Below are 15663 nucleotides of genomic sequence, written 5' to 3' on the forward strand. Positions count from 1 at the left end.
TGAGATTCATCAAGCGGTAGAAGATTATATTTATTATTACAATTACCAGCGGTTCCAATCTAAACTGAAACAGCGCGCGCCGATCGAATACCGGTGCGCGCTGGCAGCATAGCTTTTTTCATCTGTCTACTTGACAGGGGTATGACCACCCTTTAAGTACTTTAATATAGAATTAACGAAAGTAGTAGGAACAACTAGGCAGTGATTATACGCGTGATTAAGCTAACGAGGAACTATACCGCAATAACCATTAGGAAAGGCAGCCAAAATTATCGGCTGCCTCTTCCCCGCTAACGAACGCGGCTTATTTTTATATGCTATCCGATTTTGTGGTTGCAGTAACCTTGGCAGAAACAGATATTGCACAATAAATTGCCAATAAATGGATCGTAAGCGGCGAAGAACTAAGAATGTCAGCGGGCTGAAATTGTTAGTCCAATAATCATATTAACTTTAAAATATCTAAGATTTATGATATCTTTATATTTATTTGCTATTAAGCTCAGGAACGGCACATTTGAGAAATTTTTAAGAGGTATGATGTATTATGGATAATCTAGAATTAGGTAAAACAATCGTAAAACTTCGTAAAAATAAGAAATATACTATTAAACAGTTATCAGAAATAACGAATGTAACTTCATCCATGTTAAGCCAAATTGAAAGAGGACTTTCCAGTCCGTCACTGAATACTCTGCGCTTGATTGCCGATGCATTGGAAGTTCCTTTATTTAGTTTATTTACTGAATTTGTGCAAACTAAAGATTTAATTACCAGAGCAAATTCCAGAAAAAAAATCATATTTCCATCATCGAACAATTGGGAATATACATTATTGTCTCCGGATTTAAGCGGTTCAATTGAGATGGTTTTAATGAAATTACCGCCTGAATCCCAGTCTGCCGAAAAACTTATGAGACACATTGGTGAAGAAGTCGCGTATGTATTGACGGGTGAGGTAGTATTATTTATTGGGGACGATGTGGAGACTTTATATAATGGAGACAGTGTAAAAATACCACCTGGGATAGAACATAAGTGGGAAAATAGATCGGATAAAGAAGCAACCGTTATTTTTGCTATTACTCCTCCGACATTTTAGAAAACAAATGATAATCATAGACCGTTTCTGTATTTACAAGTGTATTGCACACTAGTAAATACAGAAACGGTTTTTTTTACCAAAAAAATCGATAAATATTATGCTTGAATTCATAAACGTAAAATGCTAATATTCATTTGTACTTAATTAATTAAATTTGATTTAACTTTTTTAGACTTCCGATAGAAATATCATTAACAATGGAGGTGCCCATATATTAATATACTGCAATTAGAACTGCAATTAGATATTAATGGGAATGTTACCTCAAAACAAGGAGATGTAATTTTTATGAAAAAAACTATTATAACTAATAACGCTCCTGCTGCTATTGGACCTTGTTCGCAAGCAATTGTAAGCGCTTCACGTTTGTATGCATCTGGGCAACTTGGAATTAATCCGCAGACAGGTGAAATGAATGATGACTTTGCATTACAGGCAAAACAAGTGATGGAGAACATCTCCGCAATTTTGAACGAAGCAGGATACGTTTTTGAAGACATTGTAAAAACGACTATTTTTGTGACCGATCTTGCCAACTTTACTTGTCTGAATGAAATCTATGGCTCTTATTTCAAGTCTAGCAAACCCGCACGTTCCTGCATCCAGGTTGCAGGTCTTCCTAAGGGAGCCAAAGTAGAAATAGAATTTATCGCAGAAAAATAAATGTGAAATCACCCCAAATCACCCTTTGGATTTAAAATTCATTCATTTTAGTACGGAGGTAAACATGACTAACAACATTGCTGGAAAAACAGTAGAAGAATGGAAAAATGAATTACCAGAACTGCAGAAAATCATTGATACTGAGGAAGTTTTCTGGGTAAACCCGCAGCTTGAGAGTTGCAACAACCGAATTATTAACACGGAATTAGGGATAGCTGAGATCGAAGATGCGGAACAACGACTGATTCGCTTCGCCCCCTATTTAGCAACAGTATTCCCGGAGACCCAGGAAAAAAACGGAATCATCGAATCTGAATTAGTCAACATCCCTAAAATGCAGCAGAAGTTATCAGAAATGTTCAATCAGGAAATAGTGGGAAATTTATATCTTAAATGTGACAGTCACCTGCCCATCTCTGGATCTGTAAAGGCTCGCGGAGGAATTTACGAAATATTAAAAGTGGCCGAAGATATAGCCTTTAAACATGGCATGCTGTCAATAACCGATGACTACTCAATTCTGGCAGATGAAAAATTTCAGACTCTATTTTCGAATTATTCGATTGTGGTCGGATCAACCGGTAATCTAGGTCTTAGTATTGGTATTATGAGTGCCCAATTAGGTTTCAAAGTTATTGTGCATATGTCTACTGACGCTAAACAATGGAAAAAAGATTTATTGCGGCAAAAAGGTGCAATCGTCGTTGAACACAATAGCGACTATGGGAAAGCAGTAGAGGCAGGCAGACAACAATCCCAGGAAGATCCCAATAGCCACTTCGTTGATGATGAAAATTCTGCAACGTTATTCCTTGGTTATGCCGTAGCTGCTAAACGGCTCCAAAAGCAACTAAATGACATGAAGATTCCAGTCGATCAGGATCATCCGCTTTTCGTTTATCTACCTTGCGGTGTAGGCGGCGCTCCTGGCGGAATTACTTTCGGATTGCGGACAGTATTTGGAGACAATGTCCATTGCTTTTATGCAGAGCCAACCCATTCACCAGCAATGTTGCTAGGTTTAATGACACGTAAGCATAGCGAGGTATCAGCTCAGGAATTTGGCGTTGATAATATTACAGCAGCAGATGGGCTTGCCGTAGGGAGACCATCAGGCTTTGTGGGCAAAGCACTAGAGAAAGATATTAGTGGTGTCTTTACTATTCAAGATGAATGTCTCTATCGAATCCTTAGAAAGCTAGCCGATTCAGAAGGAATATTCTTAGAACCATCGGCAGTTGCAGGATTTATTGGACCAGTTCAACTATACGCTTCTTCCATTGGACAAGATTATTTACAAAATAATCACCTTGAACAGAAGATGCAAAATGCCACTCACATTCTTTGGGCAACTGGTGGCGGCATGGTTCCCAAAGATGTTATGGATGATTTCTACCGTAAAGGTGCAATGAGCTAATTTACTTTATAGCATAGGGAGAGGTTAAGATAATGGATACAGGAACAATGATGATGCTAGTATTAGCTGCATCTATAGCAATTCTCATCTTTCTCATTCTTAAAGTTAAAATACATCCTTTTCTATCCTTAATATTAGTGTGTATATTTGTGGGAATTGCTACAGGTATGCCTCTTCCTAAGATTGCTACTTCTATTGAAAACGGAATGGCTGGAACGTTAGGTTTTCTAGCCGCCGTTATCGGTTTTGGTACGATTTTAGGCAAAATGTTGGAAGTATCTGGCGGAGCGGAGCGTCTTGCACGAACATTATTAGAAACAATGGGAGAAAAACGGGCTCCCTGGGCAATGACAATTGTCGGGTTAATTTGCGGTATCCCCGTATTTTTTGAAGTAGGATTTGTTTTACTGTTTCCATTGGTTTTCATCGTTGCCAAACAAGCTAAGATGTCGTTACTCCGTGTAGGAATTCCTTTGGCAGTATCGCTGATGGTCGTTCACTCGATGGTGCCTCCACATCCGGCAGCGTTTGCAATTACTACAACTTTGGGAGCTGATGTTGGTAAAGTCATTCTGTATGCTCTTCTTATAGGAGCTCCTACTGCCATTTTAGCTGGTCCAGTTTGGGCCAAGTTTATCAGTAAGAAGTGCAAGACTGGAGTAATACCTGAATCAGAAGTGAACGCTGAAACACCAGCTGAGAATCTTCCAAGCTTCGGCATTACCTTATTTACTATCCTATTGCCCCTACTCATTATGGTAGGAAAAACGATTAGTGCATTGTTTCTCTCAGAGGATTCTGCTTTATTGCCTATTGTTAATTTCTTAGGCAATCCAATTATAGCACTTCTCATTTCGGTATTTGTAGCGTATTATACGTTAGGCCTTTCTCGTGGTTTAAAAATGAAAAACTTGTTATCGCTTACAGAACAATGTTTTGGACCGATTGCTGGCATCTTGCTGGTTATTGGTGGCGGTGGAGCTTTTAATCAGATATTAATTGACAGTGGGTTAGGTACTGAATTGTCTAAGATTTTGATGTCACTAAATATGAACCCCATTATTCTCGCTTGGCTAATAGCTTGGCTCATGCACCTTGCGATCGGTTCCGCCACAGTGGCCATGATTAGTACTGCAGGCATGATGTTGCCTATGCTGGCTGCTTTTCCTGGTGTGAGTCCGGAAATTATCGTTCTCGCCATTGGTTCCGGAGCGATTGGCTGGTGCCATGTCAACGATTCGAGTTTTTGGTTTGTAAAAGAATATTTAGGATTATCGTTACCAGATATGTTTAAGAGCTTCACTGCGGCCTGCTTAATTGCATCATTTGTTTCTCTAGGTGGTATACTACTTTTATCTCTAGTAATTTAATAAATACTATTATAACGATCTTAAAAATACGCTAAACACTTTTTTATTATGTGCTTAGCGTATTTTTTTCTTACTCTAATGGATTTTAATTTATAAACTCCTCAAGGCTTACTCGGGCGACAATTTCATATCCGTTACCCTGACCCTTCGGCTTAATAACGACACTACCCATGTAAGGAATTTCCCCAAGAGCTTGACCTTCTGGAAAACTGTGGGCAACAATAATTTTATTGCTACCAGGAACCGGGGGAGTTTCTAAGATTTTCTTAAATTCGGTTAATACATTTTGAGTGTCTTCGACCGAAAATCCCTCTGTGCCTATATTCAAGATAGCGGCCAAAAAGGGATTCACTACAACGTTGGATTGTCCGAATGCGATTTCGGCTGTTTCTCGCGCACGACAATATGGACTTGCAATTACCGGATATTGAACGGGGATCATTTTCTTTCTAAAGATATTTCCGATCATTTTTGCCTGGTTTTTGCCTATTTCACTTAAATTTCTCTGAGTTGTGCAGTCATCAAAGCTCAAACCCGGTTGATCTTGACCGATTGTCGCCTCTGCATGTCTGAAATATAGAATGTAGCCGCCGTGCTTTATTGTTTCAAAGATCGAAGGCTTTGATCCGTTTGGCAATTTTTCTGCATCGGCTTTTTCTGCGGCTATCAACAGAAAGACTCCACTACAGAAAACAAGAGCTAAAATCAACTTTCTGAACATGGATACTCAAACTTCCTTTCTATATGGCGGGTATAAATATCTAACAGAAGATATTCATTTCTAGTTAATGTGTGGATTCTAGAGCTGATTTATTCGATAGTAAAAGGATTAATAATTTGTACACACGTTATCATCATGTTAGTATATCAATTAATGGAATGTGCCTAAATGTTATAAATCAATGATTTAAACAATCCATATTTTAAAGTACGCTTGGAGGTGAAACGAATGTTAAAGGTTAACCGTGACGACGAACGCCCAATATGGCAACAATTGCTGGACCAAGCTATTCATAATATCACAACCGGAAAATGGCCTCCGGGCGAATTGCTACTGCCATCTCGCGAACTCGCTCTATTGGTTGGTGTCTCTCGCTCAACCATACAGATTGTTTATGAAGAATTATTCAGTCGCGGTTACACCGTTACATCTCGGCGCGGCGGAACAAGGGTAAGTGATTGGACCTACATGACTAGTTTTACGAAGGATGTTAAACCTCAAGGCCCTGTCACCCCCGAGTTACCTTTATTAAACGCTGCAGTCGGCCATTTGCATAGCTGGTTTAGAGGCAAAGATTACCGAAGTGTGGAAATCGATTTTAGTCCGCACGAACCTTATTTGGATGAACATTTTCAAAGAAATTGGAGGCAATCGTTTCTACAAGCTTCCACAGAAACAGACCTGGCCAGTTGGGCTTACGGCAACGCCTACGGTTTCGTACCGCTGCGAGAACAGATTCAACGTTATTTGTTACTTGAGCGAGGCGTTCACGTGCATATCGATCAAATTATATTAACTTCGGGCGCACAGCATAGCATAGATTTGATCGCCCAAGCGCTTTTAAGTGAAGGAGAAACAGTTTCTGTTGAGGATCCCGGCTTCCCCGCTGCCTGGATGGCGATGAAGTATCGGCGGATGAATGTTGTTCCCGTCCCTGTCGACGAATACGGAATACAAGTAGAGCTTATTCATCCACAATCCAAACTAGCTTTTGTTACGCCTTCACACCAGTGCGCAGTTGGAGTGATCATGTCGGAACCCCGTAGGCAGCAATTACTGCACATGGCCGCTCAACATCAATTCTGGATTGTTGAGGATGACTATGATAGCGAGTTTCGATATCGCGGCGACCCGCTCCCAACTTTGTTCAGCCAGCAACCTCAGAATACGTTGTATATGATGAGTTTTTCCAAAATGGTTGCTCCTGGTATTCGTATATCGGCGATCATTGGCCCAAAGGTGGCCATTCGTCAGCTTGCTCAAGTCCACGAGTTAACTTATCGCCATCTTCCGATTATGGAGCAATTAACGCTTGCTCATTTTATCGAACACGGTCATTTCATGCGCCATATGAGAAGAGTCAGAAATGTATATCGGCGCAGGCATGAAGCCATGACGAAGGCCATCCTTGCGACCGGTCTAGGTGAACGCTTCAAACTAAGCGGCGTTGAAACGGGATTGCATATGCTTCTTGAAGCTGAAGACTCGTTTGACGAAGAAGCTGTGACGAACCAAGCGCTCGAAAAAGGAATCCGTGTTTATCCACTCAGCACTTATTGTTTGGAAAGCGATCGAAAAGGATGGGTACTGGGCTTTGCTAAAGTAGATGAAGCAGCAATTAAAGAAGGCATTTATCGTCTTGCGGAGATGCTTTTATAATACAAGCATAACAGCCGTTGCTCCGGCTTCGACTTATACTTTCATATATTATAAAAAAAGTCACTTTGACGAGCTTTTCAGCCTATCAAAACGACTTGGTATTTCTGTGAGCATGTCGATTTCCTTTAATAAACGATAGGAAATTTAAGCGTCAACGAAAAACGTTGATCATTTTCATGTAGGATCAATTCTCCCAATTGCTGTTCCATCAATTTTCTCACATTTTCTAATCCTATTTTTGTGCTTGCTATTTTTTCTCTCTGCTCATATATTTTATTATCAAACTGTATAAGGCAGCAGTGTTCATCTGCTTTTATGGATATCTGTATATCTTCTGATTTATCGGCGTACTTCTTCAAATTGGAAAATATATTATCGAAAATACGGAATAAGGAGCTTATGCATACCTCAACCTTAAAGTCTTTCTCAGGTACTGAAACTGCAAAAGAAAACTCTTCCTCCTCCATAAGGAGGGTTTTTTCAGAAATAAGCTGCATAAACAGTTCGAGTCCATCAAATTCCTTCATCTCATTTTCTGGTTCATCCATATCACTTTTGAATGCCACAAAGTATTCAAATAACCGATCTGTCATTTGTTTCATCTGCTTACAGGTGGCAAGACATTTTTCTACATAACGATCGTGTTCCTCTTGTGTTGACCAATGTTTTTCTTTTAAGATTTCCAAATAACCCGTCTGTGTTGTCAGTGGTGTACGAAGATCATGAGAAAGAGCGGTAATTAACTCCTTGTTGGCAAGTCGCGCTTTTTCCTCTGTTTCCATTTGATTGATAAACGATAACCTCATATCATTGAGGCTGTTTGCCAAGGACGTTAGTTCATCATTTCCTTTTACAGATATAACGTACTGCAGATTTCCGCCCTCCAGTATTTTGATTTCGTTCTCTAGTAGGGTAATATAATTTAGCTTATTTCGTATCAACAGCGTAAATATGATAATAAACAGAATAACAGACAATACCACCTCTGCATAAAAAAAATTCACATAGGTTCGGTAATCAAAAAAGCCCATAACATAGGCGGTCGCTTCTGTATCCGAAAAAGTCATCGTGTACTTTTGAAACCAGGGCATATCCTCTTCCATGGCATACTTTTCGTATTCAGGAGTGTTGTACTTGGAGGAATCAAAAACAATGATATTATCAACGGATATTCCTACAAAAACAACCTTTTGTTCCTTGACCCATTTGAGAATTTGATCGGTATCCTTAACTGACAGCTGATTTTCCGTAATATAATTTTGAAGCTCTGAGGCTGCTTCATTGGTCTTTTTATCCAAGTAATCAGAGGCTTCAAAATAATAATCAAGAGTAGAGCTTGAGGCATATTGTATGGCAACAAAAAATGAAGCAGCAAGCGCCAGTGCAACCGTTGCTGCCAGGATCAGCTCCAAATGAAGTTTTCCTACAAAGGTTCTTTTTTTATTCAATCCGATACCCCTTCCCCCATACTGTAACAATATGCTTTGGGTTCTGCGGGTCGTTTTCCAACTTTAAACGCAGTTTTCGAATATGCACCATGACGGTTCCGTTCGAGCTGTAAAAATAAGGCTCGTTCCATACGGTTTCGTATAGCTTTTGAGCCGAAAAAATTCTTCTGGGATTTCTGGCCATTAAACGGAATATCTGATACTCAATTTCGGTCAGATTTATTTCTTCTCCATCAAGAAAAACCTCGTTAAAGTCCTTGTTGATCTTCATGTTATCTATGCATATATAACTATCCTGTCTGGCAGTATCTTTTCCTTTATATACATGATACCTGCGCAGTAATGCCTTTACCCTTGCTGTCAGTTCAGAATGGGAAAAGGGCTTCGCAAGGTAATCATCTCCACCCATCAAAAGTCCCATAGACTTATCTGAGTCCTGTGTTTTTGCAGTCAGAAATAAAATTGGAACATTAAAGTCTTCTCTGATCTTCTCACAGGTTTTCAGTCCCGATATCCCCGGCATCATAATGTCTAAAATAACAAGGTCAATCGATTGATTCAGCAGCTCCAAAGCTTCTATTCCGTTTTCGGCCTCAATCACATGGTATCCTTCACTTTTTAATAAAACTCTGAGTATCTCACGGATTTCCGGGTGATCGTCAACGATTAATATGTTTTTTGTTTCCATTATAATCACCTTTCTCTTTGGTAAATCAGGATAACGACTGTATTCAGTCATTTTATCATTAAACTCACACTAAAAGGAAAGTGAGTTCTACAACTCCTGCAATTACCATAAGAAATTTCCCTCTCATGTGTGGCTTTTTAATTTTTACCGGAAGCACAAAACAGATCGCCATACAAGCTAATCCGAAAGAATAGATGAAGGATAGATTCGTAATTAAGCTTATCCCATAAATTGCAGGGATTAATAATGCGGCTGTAGTTACTGGAAGTCCCTGATACGTTGATCTTGCATCCGAAGTATGTTTCTGTCTTTCTTCTTCATTAACATTGAAATAGGCAAGTCGAATCAAGGCAGCCAATACATAAATGCATGCGAAATAAAGGTAGCTCTTGCTTGCCGGGTTAAGGCAATATCCAATGACCGCAGGCAACACACCAAAACTAAGGAAATCGCTTAAAGAATCAATCTGGATTCCAAAGCGCTTTTCCGAGCTTGTCCTGTTCCTTGTGCTGGCAATCTTTCCATCAAACATATCACAAATTCCGGAAAGCATAAGGCAGACAAGCGCGACTTTCAACTCTCCATTCATTGCATTAATGATCCCAGTAAAAGAAAAAAGCATCCCTAAATAAGTAAGCACTACTGTGTAATTATAATATCCAATCATATGATCCTCCTTAGTTCAATGCGAAATAACCGAAAAATAGACTATACAGTAAAATACACCATGGCTTTGCGGTAATGATAATCCATGTGAATTTTTTGGCGCTCATCTTGGTCAGACCTGAAAAATAACAGAAAAAATCGTCTGGTGCAAAAGGCAATAAGATCATTAACCAAAGCACAAGTGAATAACTCTTTTTGTTGCCGATCCAACTGGCGTACTTCTCATATTTATCTTCTGCAATTATATTTTTTACAAATTTAACGCCGTATTTTCTGGCAAGGTAAAAAGCGATAATAGACCCTGCACTGATTCCAATATAATTACAAATAAATCCTCCAACAGGTCCAAACACTATAGCTCCTACAGCGCATCCCAAAAATCCCGGAAGGACTGGAACTACTACCTGGAAGGCTTGGATGAGTGTCAGAATAACAGGACCCCACAAACCAGTTTGCCTGATAAATTCTTCAAATGCTCCAACAGATCGAAAAGCTCCGTCCAAGTATCCTTTTAAAATATACAGAGCCGTAACTAAAATTAAACCAATTGTAGTGAATAGGATTCCTTTTTTTACTTTGCTGCTTGCCTCCAATCTGTATTTTCCTCCTTTGTTTCTGTAGATTACAGAAAACAATACTACAGGAAGAAGCTTAATAGATTGACTATATAATTCTTAAAGTTTCTTAACCTTGAAGCATACATCGAGGGGAATGTTCATATCTTCATCTTACTTGCTTACAATGCCTATCCTCGGCCGAAGATATTAGAGGTTGGATATAAAAACTCCGTACTCCCTCCGCTTCGCTCCAGTCCGCTTGGACTGAACCCCTGTCCGAAGATCACGCCACACAGGTTTCTACGGGTGATGTCACAGATTTGATGTCACTCGAGCAGCGCCACGTTTATAATTGACAAAGACCATTAGAGATGATAATTTGGCGTAATACCCATTTTTATGGGTCATATTATAAGGGGTGCTTTATATGCTTTTACCTGTGCACGAACGATTCATATATCAAGCAAAGGAAAGACTCAGTCAAGATCAACGACTTTGGGGCCTCCTTGCTGGCGGTTCCATGATGACGAATACCATGGATGAGTATAGCGATTTAGACCTTATCATCGTTTATGACTCAGCCTACCAGGAGCAAATCATGAATCAACGGCTTCACATTGCAGAAGGATTAGGAAAGTTGCTTTCTGGATTCACAGGTGAACATGTTGGTGAACCTCGTGTGGTTATTTGCTTATACGGACCAGAGCCTCTGCATGTCGATCTTAAATTCGTTACATTGCAAGAGCTTGATATACGGATTGAAAACCCGCTTATTTTATGGGAAAAAGATCAGGAAATCAGTAAAATTCTTAAAGAAACCTCTCCCTCACATCCATACCCAAATGCACAATGGATAGAGGACCGATTCTGGGTCTGGATCCATTACGGCGCCACGAAGCTAGGAAGAGGAGAATGGTTTGAATTGATCGACCATATTACATTTATTCGCAGTGCTGTAATAGGTCCTTTGGTTTCCATGCGTAATGGTCAACTCCCTAGAGGCGTTAGAAAGCTGGAACAGTTTGGAACCATTGAAATAGATGAACTAAAAAGGACGATCCCAATACACAGTTTCGAGAGTTGCTACCATGCGTTAAAAAGCACTATCCACCTCTATCAAAGCTTGCGTCAACATTCTGATGTACTCGTTTTAAAAGAAGAAGCGGAACATGTTTCTACTGCTTACCTTGAAAATGTTTATTCTTCGTTGATCAATTAGAACGCAAAAAGAGCACCTAATACGGTGCTCTTTTTCATGGTTTGGTGGAGGCGAGGGGAGTCGAACCCCTGTCCGAAGATCACTCGACATAAGCTTCTACGGGTGTAGCCACACTAACTACTTTTCCATTGATTGCGACATTGTTTTTAAATAGAACACAACAAAATAATTCCTCTATGACACCCGAAAGCTTTGTCTTCTCATCCACATTGTTGCCACCCATTTTTCCCCTTTGATCACTGGTGAACCTGCATGCAGCGTAAGCTCATTTAATTCATGATTACTATAAAAATATTCGAAGTAGACCGCCATTCCTTTGTTAGGGATAACAGAAAGATTAAGCTTTGGAAACACCGTTTCTCCGCCTTCCTCCACATTATTCAAATACATCACGAGCGTACTAATTCGATTGTTAGCACTTGCACGACTTGTCTCTGCAAAGAAATCATAATGGGACTTATACTCTTGACCGGGGGTGTATTGCAAAACTTGCAAGCCATCACCATGCTCAATGGAGATATTCATAATTTGAGAGATTCGCTTCTCGATTCGTGTAACGGTTTCATTCTCCTCACAGAACACCCCGCTGCTCGTTCTAATTTCATTAAACGCACGATCTTCTCCAATTCTAGATTGTTTCAATCGTTCCTTAGACAGTTCTATAAGCTCATCACATTCCTCGTCACTAAGCACATTTCCTAATAAGACAACCAGTGGTTCCTCGTATTTAGAAATTATTGAAATCTCTCGATCCTCTGTCTTGATTGTATTTCCAGTATGATCAAATATCGTCCGTTCTTTCTCCTTCGCATTCCTTACCATCCTCGAGCAGCCCCTATATAAATGACATCCATTACTAAGATAACATACCATAAAATGGATATTTCCGCTCTATTAATTTCAAAAAAAATTCAAATTATCAACTTATTTGATTTGTCACTGTTATAATGAAGTCTAAAAATCCATCCAGAAAAATTGAGAGACAGCGAGAATGAGCCCAATAACATTCACGACAATATAAAACCACTTTCGGGCCCTTCGGCTTACGGGCTCATGATGCATGAACAAAGTCCAAGCCACAATTCCGTTTAACACAACCATAATAATGAGAGCCAACCACCAATTTGCTGCCATTTCGATTTCATCCTCCCCGACCTCAAAAAAAACTATTAGTCTTCACCCAAGTACATTCATCGTCTCTTTCGTTTATTTTATAGTTTAGGGCATGTCAAGGATCTTGACGTCATTATTACCAATATTGTACAATTATTACATGCCACACGTGTGGCGATTGATTCTGCACGGAATCATGGGAACATGACTCATCTATTTTTATTTGCCGCCAGAAGAATCGGGTATTCATGTGGTGATCCCGCAAGGTAATGTGTTTATGGGCGTTACGATTATTGGCATCATCATGGGAATCTCTACGTTGAAGTTGAAATTCGGATTTACCCCATTTCAATATAAGAACAGGAGAGGATTGTATGTTTAAAGTAAAGGGTAAACCATTCATGCCGATGGGAGGCCAATCCAAAAATTCCAGCGCCTACACCGCGGAAGAATTGGCATCTGCTATTGCTGGTGTCAAGGCATTGGGAGGCAATACGCTGGAAGCCCCGGTATATTGGGATAAGGTTGAGCCGCAGGAGGGGCAATTTGATTTTTCTTCGGTAGACATGCTACTGGAAGAGTGTCGGAAGAATGACTTGCACCTTATCGTATTATGGTTTGCAACTTGGAAGAATGGCGAGATGCGTTATTGTCCTGGCTGGGTAAAGACAGACAAACAGCGATTTTTCAGGGTGCTTCGCAGCGACAGCGTCCCTATGAATATACTTTCGGCTTTTTGCGAAGAAGCGCTGCAGGCGGATACAAGAGCGTTCAGCGCTTTGATGAAGCATCTGAAAGAAGCTGATGGCGACACGGAGACGGTTATTGCGGTACAAGTGGAGAATGAACCGGGGATTCTTGGCTGTGACAGGGATTATGGACCTGAGGCAAATGCCGCATTATCCGGGGCTGTACCTTCTGAACTCCTCGAACATGTGAAGGGGTTAGGGAAAGGTCATGCTTGGGAAGCCTGGAAGAAAAACGGTTTTAAAGATCAAGGGGGTTGGGAGGACGTTCTTGGCGCCAGGGGCGGCGAGTTCTGCACGGCTTGGTCAATTGCCAAATATATTGATCATATCGCTGCAGAAGGCCGCGCGGTATACAATATCCCGTTGTATGTTAATACATGGATCTCTTTTCCGGGATGGCCGATTCCGGGATTCTATCCCTCCGGCGGGCCTACCAGAAACACGTTAGACATTTGGAAATTTACAGCGCCTCATCTGGATCTGATCGCACCGGATATTTACTCTGTTAATTATAGTGACTACAGGATTGTGTGCGAAGATTATTGTCGGTCTGACAATCCTTTGTTTGTTCCGGAATCCGGCACGGACGGGCTTAATGCGCGAAATATGCTTCGGGCGTTGGCTGATTACGACGCGATCGGTTATTTTTGTTTTGGCGTAGACAGCATCCTGGATATGGAAGGCAATCTGGTGGAAGATGCCGTATTATTCGCCGAAAGCTTCCGAAGCGTAATGAGTTTATTGCCGTTGCTTCAGAAGTATCGAGGTACAGGCAAAATTCATGCCGTCGTAGAAGAGGATTATCAAATGAATCAGAGTTTTGAATTCGAACAATACATCGGAGCAGTGCCTTTTATCGATATGGGCCCATTGAGCGATCACAAGGACCATAGACATTCCCGTAATCCTCAGTTGACTGCAGGACGACCTAAACACGGGCTTATCATTGAAGCCGGACCGCAAGAATTTTACTTGGCCGGTAACTTCCATCTCTTTATGGTTCCCGGGTCAGGACCTGGATGGTTGGATGCTATGAAAATGTCGTTAGTATCAACTCCTGTGGACTATCTTACCGTAGAGGAAGGTTATTTGACCGAATCGGGTGAATTTGTACCCACGCGAACCCGAAATGGAGATGAAGCCGTGTTCGGAGCTTTCTGGGCAACCCCGTATTGCGGAGTCGTAAGGGTCATTCTAACTCCATAACTATTGAATAACCTCCATGCCAGCGCACATGAAATCGAAGTTGATAAACTCCGGTTTTCATGTGCGCTGTATTCCGCTTAATATAATACTCCGAAACGATTTGTGAAAATCAATATTATCGCAATATTCATACTTCAAGTGGTTCTCTCTCAGAATCAGCCGTTGGAAGAGGGAGATAAAGCTGTGGCTAATAAAGTGGTACAGCTCTTCGACCGTCAGATCGTTACGAATTGAGCCATCTGTCACCCCTTCGCGAATATATTGGAACAGCGGGTCCCGATCGGGATTTAAAGCTTCAATAAACGATTGTTCCAGCTCTGGATTCGGGTAATTGTCCTGAAAATACCTATCGAACTCTGCTGTGAATTTAATCTGTTCTTTGACTTTATCTAGATCAACCTGAAAGAAGTACGCTTTTACTTTTTCAAAACCGGTTTTGCCGATCGTATCCCCGATATCTAATATGAGATAGTCCTGTATTTGTTTCATTACCAGGATTTCGATCTCAAAAGCCAATTCATCTTTCGTGGGGAAATAACGATACAGTGTTCTTCTATTAATGTTAACGGCTGATGCAATATCCTTCATTTGTGCATTTGCGATCCCGAGCGCTATAAATTGTTTTTCTGCCTCCATCAGGATACGTTGCCTTGTCGTTATCATATCCATTCCTTCATCCCCTCGATTAATCCTTATATCTCCTCTATACTGTGTCCGTTGTCGTTTGTAAACTTTGAAGTAATGATCATATTGTTGATGATATTATAACATTATGTGACTAGTAAATCCTGCTTAGCTATAGGAGTACCTACCGCGAGGCCAATGCTTCAATACCCCTGTTGAGGTACATAAGACTTCCTGTTTCAAAATATATAACGATAGACAGCCGCTGTTTTATTATATTGAGTTCTGCATGCAAAAAACCCGCTAATTTGGTATTATCCCCTTTAAGTAGACACTCAAAAAAAACCGTCATGTTATCATGAGGGTTGGGAGTGACTCTTGGAGGGGATATTTTTATGGCTAAAAAAGGACAATCATTTCAAACATATACAGAAGAATTCAAACTGAAGGCGGTCAAA

Annotated in this window: 17 protein-coding genes and 1 pseudogene; 10 read left to right on the forward strand and 8 right to left on the reverse strand. The window is 40.5% G+C overall.

Annotated features, from left to right (window positions below):
• The first annotated feature begins 4 nt into the window (after positions 1-4).
• From AC1DOK_RS23830 to AC1DOK_RS23855, 6 genes and pseudogenes are all read left to right on the forward strand, one after another.
• The gene (locus tag AC1DOK_RS23830) at positions 5-112 is read left to right on the forward strand and encodes an IS3 family transposase (protein ID WP_477554110.1); all 108 of its coding nucleotides are present in this window, start codon (positions 5-7) and stop codon (positions 110-112) included.
• Between the two features lie 184 nt (positions 113-296).
• Positions 297-368: pseudogene (locus tag AC1DOK_RS23835) on the forward strand (DNA alkylation repair protein); the annotation flags it as partial.
• Between the two features lie 179 nt (positions 369-547).
• Complete coding sequence (locus AC1DOK_RS23840) at positions 548-1102, forward strand: helix-turn-helix domain-containing protein (RefSeq protein WP_477556781.1); 555 nt, start codon at positions 548-550, stop codon at positions 1100-1102.
• A 291-nt stretch (positions 1103-1393) separates the two neighbouring features.
• On the forward strand, positions 1394-1768 hold the full coding sequence (locus tag AC1DOK_RS23845) for a RidA family protein (RefSeq protein ID WP_477556782.1): 375 nt from the start codon (positions 1394-1396) through the stop codon (positions 1766-1768).
• Between the two features lie 64 nt (positions 1769-1832).
• Positions 1833-3185, forward strand: coding sequence for a D-serine ammonia-lyase (locus AC1DOK_RS23850; RefSeq protein ID WP_477556783.1), 1353 nt, complete (start codon positions 1833-1835; stop codon positions 3183-3185).
• A 32-nt stretch (positions 3186-3217) separates the two neighbouring features.
• A complete protein-coding gene (locus AC1DOK_RS23855) occupies positions 3218-4555 on the forward strand; it encodes a GntT/GntP/DsdX family permease (RefSeq protein WP_477556784.1) in 1338 nt (445 codons plus the stop codon).
• 85 nt (positions 4556-4640) lie between these two features.
• Here the strand turns inward: AC1DOK_RS23855 and AC1DOK_RS23860 are convergent, their stop codons facing one another.
• Positions 4641-5276, reverse strand: a complete 636-nt coding sequence (locus tag AC1DOK_RS23860; RefSeq protein ID WP_477556785.1) for a histidine phosphatase family protein — start codon at positions 5274-5276, stop codon at positions 4641-4643.
• A gap of 228 nt (positions 5277-5504) precedes the next feature.
• Here AC1DOK_RS23860 and pdxR point away from each other — a divergent pair, with 228 nt between their 5' ends.
• Positions 5505-6935 carry a MocR-like pyridoxine biosynthesis transcription factor PdxR gene (gene pdxR, locus AC1DOK_RS23865; RefSeq protein WP_477556786.1) on the forward strand — a complete coding sequence of 477 codons (1431 nt, stop codon included), beginning with the start codon at positions 5505-5507 and terminating at the stop codon, positions 6933-6935.
• 125 nt (positions 6936-7060) lie between these two features.
• Here the strand turns inward: pdxR and AC1DOK_RS23870 are convergent, their stop codons facing one another.
• The 4 genes from AC1DOK_RS23870 to AC1DOK_RS23885 form a co-directional block, all read right to left on the reverse strand.
• Complete coding sequence (locus AC1DOK_RS23870; RefSeq protein ID WP_477556787.1) at positions 7061-8383, reverse strand: sensor histidine kinase; 1323 nt, start codon at positions 8381-8383, stop codon at positions 7061-7063.
• Complete coding sequence (locus tag AC1DOK_RS23875; RefSeq protein ID WP_477556788.1) at positions 8376-9071, reverse strand: response regulator transcription factor; 696 nt, start codon at positions 9069-9071, stop codon at positions 8376-8378. Before AC1DOK_RS23875 ends, AC1DOK_RS23870 begins: the two co-directional genes overlap by 8 nt.
• A 64-nt stretch (positions 9072-9135) precedes the next feature.
• On the reverse strand, positions 9136-9738 hold the full coding sequence (locus AC1DOK_RS23880) for a CDP-alcohol phosphatidyltransferase family protein (protein WP_477556789.1): 603 nt from the start codon (positions 9736-9738) through the stop codon (positions 9136-9138).
• A gap of 10 nt (positions 9739-9748) precedes the next feature.
• Positions 9749-10330, reverse strand: coding sequence for a TVP38/TMEM64 family protein (locus AC1DOK_RS23885; RefSeq protein ID WP_477556790.1), 582 nt, complete (start codon positions 10328-10330; stop codon positions 9749-9751).
• Between the two features lie 391 nt (positions 10331-10721).
• Here AC1DOK_RS23885 and AC1DOK_RS23890 point away from each other — a divergent pair, with 391 nt between their 5' ends.
• The gene (locus tag AC1DOK_RS23890; protein WP_477556791.1) at positions 10722-11513 is read left to right on the forward strand and encodes a nucleotidyltransferase domain-containing protein; all 792 of its coding nucleotides are present in this window, start codon (positions 10722-10724) and stop codon (positions 11511-11513) included.
• Between the two features lie 174 nt (positions 11514-11687).
• On the opposite strand, the gene AC1DOK_RS23895 is transcribed toward AC1DOK_RS23890, so the two are convergent.
• Both AC1DOK_RS23895 and AC1DOK_RS23900 read right to left on the reverse strand, forming a co-directional pair.
• Entirely contained in the window at positions 11688-12335 is a 648-nt protein-coding gene (locus tag AC1DOK_RS23895; protein WP_477556792.1) for a 2OG-Fe(II) oxygenase, read from the reverse strand.
• Between the two features lie 132 nt (positions 12336-12467).
• The gene (locus AC1DOK_RS23900) at positions 12468-12647 is read right to left on the reverse strand and encodes a hypothetical protein (RefSeq protein ID WP_477556793.1); all 180 of its coding nucleotides are present in this window, start codon (positions 12645-12647) and stop codon (positions 12468-12470) included.
• A 202-nt stretch (positions 12648-12849) separates the two neighbouring features.
• Here AC1DOK_RS23900 and AC1DOK_RS23905 point away from each other — a divergent pair, with 202 nt between their 5' ends.
• Positions 12850-13008: a hypothetical protein gene (locus tag AC1DOK_RS23905; protein ID WP_477556794.1), complete on the forward strand. Its 159-nt coding sequence runs from the start codon at positions 12850-12852 to the stop codon at positions 13006-13008.
• Positions 13001-14581: a DUF5597 domain-containing protein gene (locus AC1DOK_RS23910; RefSeq protein ID WP_477556795.1), complete on the forward strand. Its 1581-nt coding sequence runs from the start codon at positions 13001-13003 to the stop codon at positions 14579-14581. Before AC1DOK_RS23905 ends, AC1DOK_RS23910 begins: the two co-directional genes overlap by 8 nt.
• A 57-nt stretch (positions 14582-14638) precedes the next feature.
• Here AC1DOK_RS23910 and AC1DOK_RS23915 read toward each other — a convergent pair whose 3' ends face one another.
• Positions 14639-15250 (reverse strand): TetR/AcrR family transcriptional regulator, encoded by a 612-nt coding sequence (locus AC1DOK_RS23915; RefSeq protein WP_477556796.1) that lies wholly within the window; start codon positions 15248-15250, stop codon positions 14639-14641.
• Between the last annotated feature and the right edge of the window lie 413 nt (positions 15251-15663).

The sequence above is a fragment of the Paenibacillus sp. P5_B5 genome (genome assembly GCF_056400365.1).

Bases quoted from the DNA above. Each gene is read 5' to 3' on its own strand.
- AC1DOK_RS23895 (WP_477556792.1), bottom strand. From the start codon at position 12,335: ATGGTAAGGAATGCGAAGGAGAAAGAACGGACGATATTTGATCATACT.
- AC1DOK_RS23850 (WP_477556783.1), top strand. From the start codon at position 1,833: ATGACTAACAACATTGCTGGAAAAACAGTAGAAGAATGGAAAAATGAA.
- AC1DOK_RS23875 (WP_477556788.1), bottom strand. From the start codon at position 9,071: ATGGAAACAAAAAACATATTAATCGTTGACGATCACCCGGAAATCCGT.
- AC1DOK_RS23860 (WP_477556785.1), bottom strand. From the start codon at position 5,276: ATGTTCAGAAAGTTGATTTTAGCTCTTGTTTTCTGTAGTGGAGTCTTT.
- AC1DOK_RS23855 (WP_477556784.1), top strand. From the start codon at position 3,218: ATGGATACAGGAACAATGATGATGCTAGTATTAGCTGCATCTATAGCA.
- AC1DOK_RS23900 (WP_477556793.1), bottom strand. From the start codon at position 12,647: ATGGCAGCAAATTGGTGGTTGGCTCTCATTATTATGGTTGTGTTAAAC.
- AC1DOK_RS23890 (WP_477556791.1), top strand. From the start codon at position 10,722: ATGCTTTTACCTGTGCACGAACGATTCATATATCAAGCAAAGGAAAGA.
- AC1DOK_RS23845 (WP_477556782.1), top strand. From the start codon at position 1,394: ATGAAAAAAACTATTATAACTAATAACGCTCCTGCTGCTATTGGACCT.
- pdxR (WP_477556786.1), top strand. From the start codon at position 5,505: ATGTTAAAGGTTAACCGTGACGACGAACGCCCAATATGGCAACAATTG.
- AC1DOK_RS23880 (WP_477556789.1), bottom strand. From the start codon at position 9,738: ATGATTGGATATTATAATTACACAGTAGTGCTTACTTATTTAGGGATG.
- AC1DOK_RS23915 (WP_477556796.1), bottom strand. From the start codon at position 15,250: ATGGATATGATAACGACAAGGCAACGTATCCTGATGGAGGCAGAAAAA.
- AC1DOK_RS23910 (WP_477556795.1), top strand. From the start codon at position 13,001: ATGTTTAAAGTAAAGGGTAAACCATTCATGCCGATGGGAGGCCAATCC.
- AC1DOK_RS23840 (WP_477556781.1), top strand. From the start codon at position 548: ATGGATAATCTAGAATTAGGTAAAACAATCGTAAAACTTCGTAAAAAT.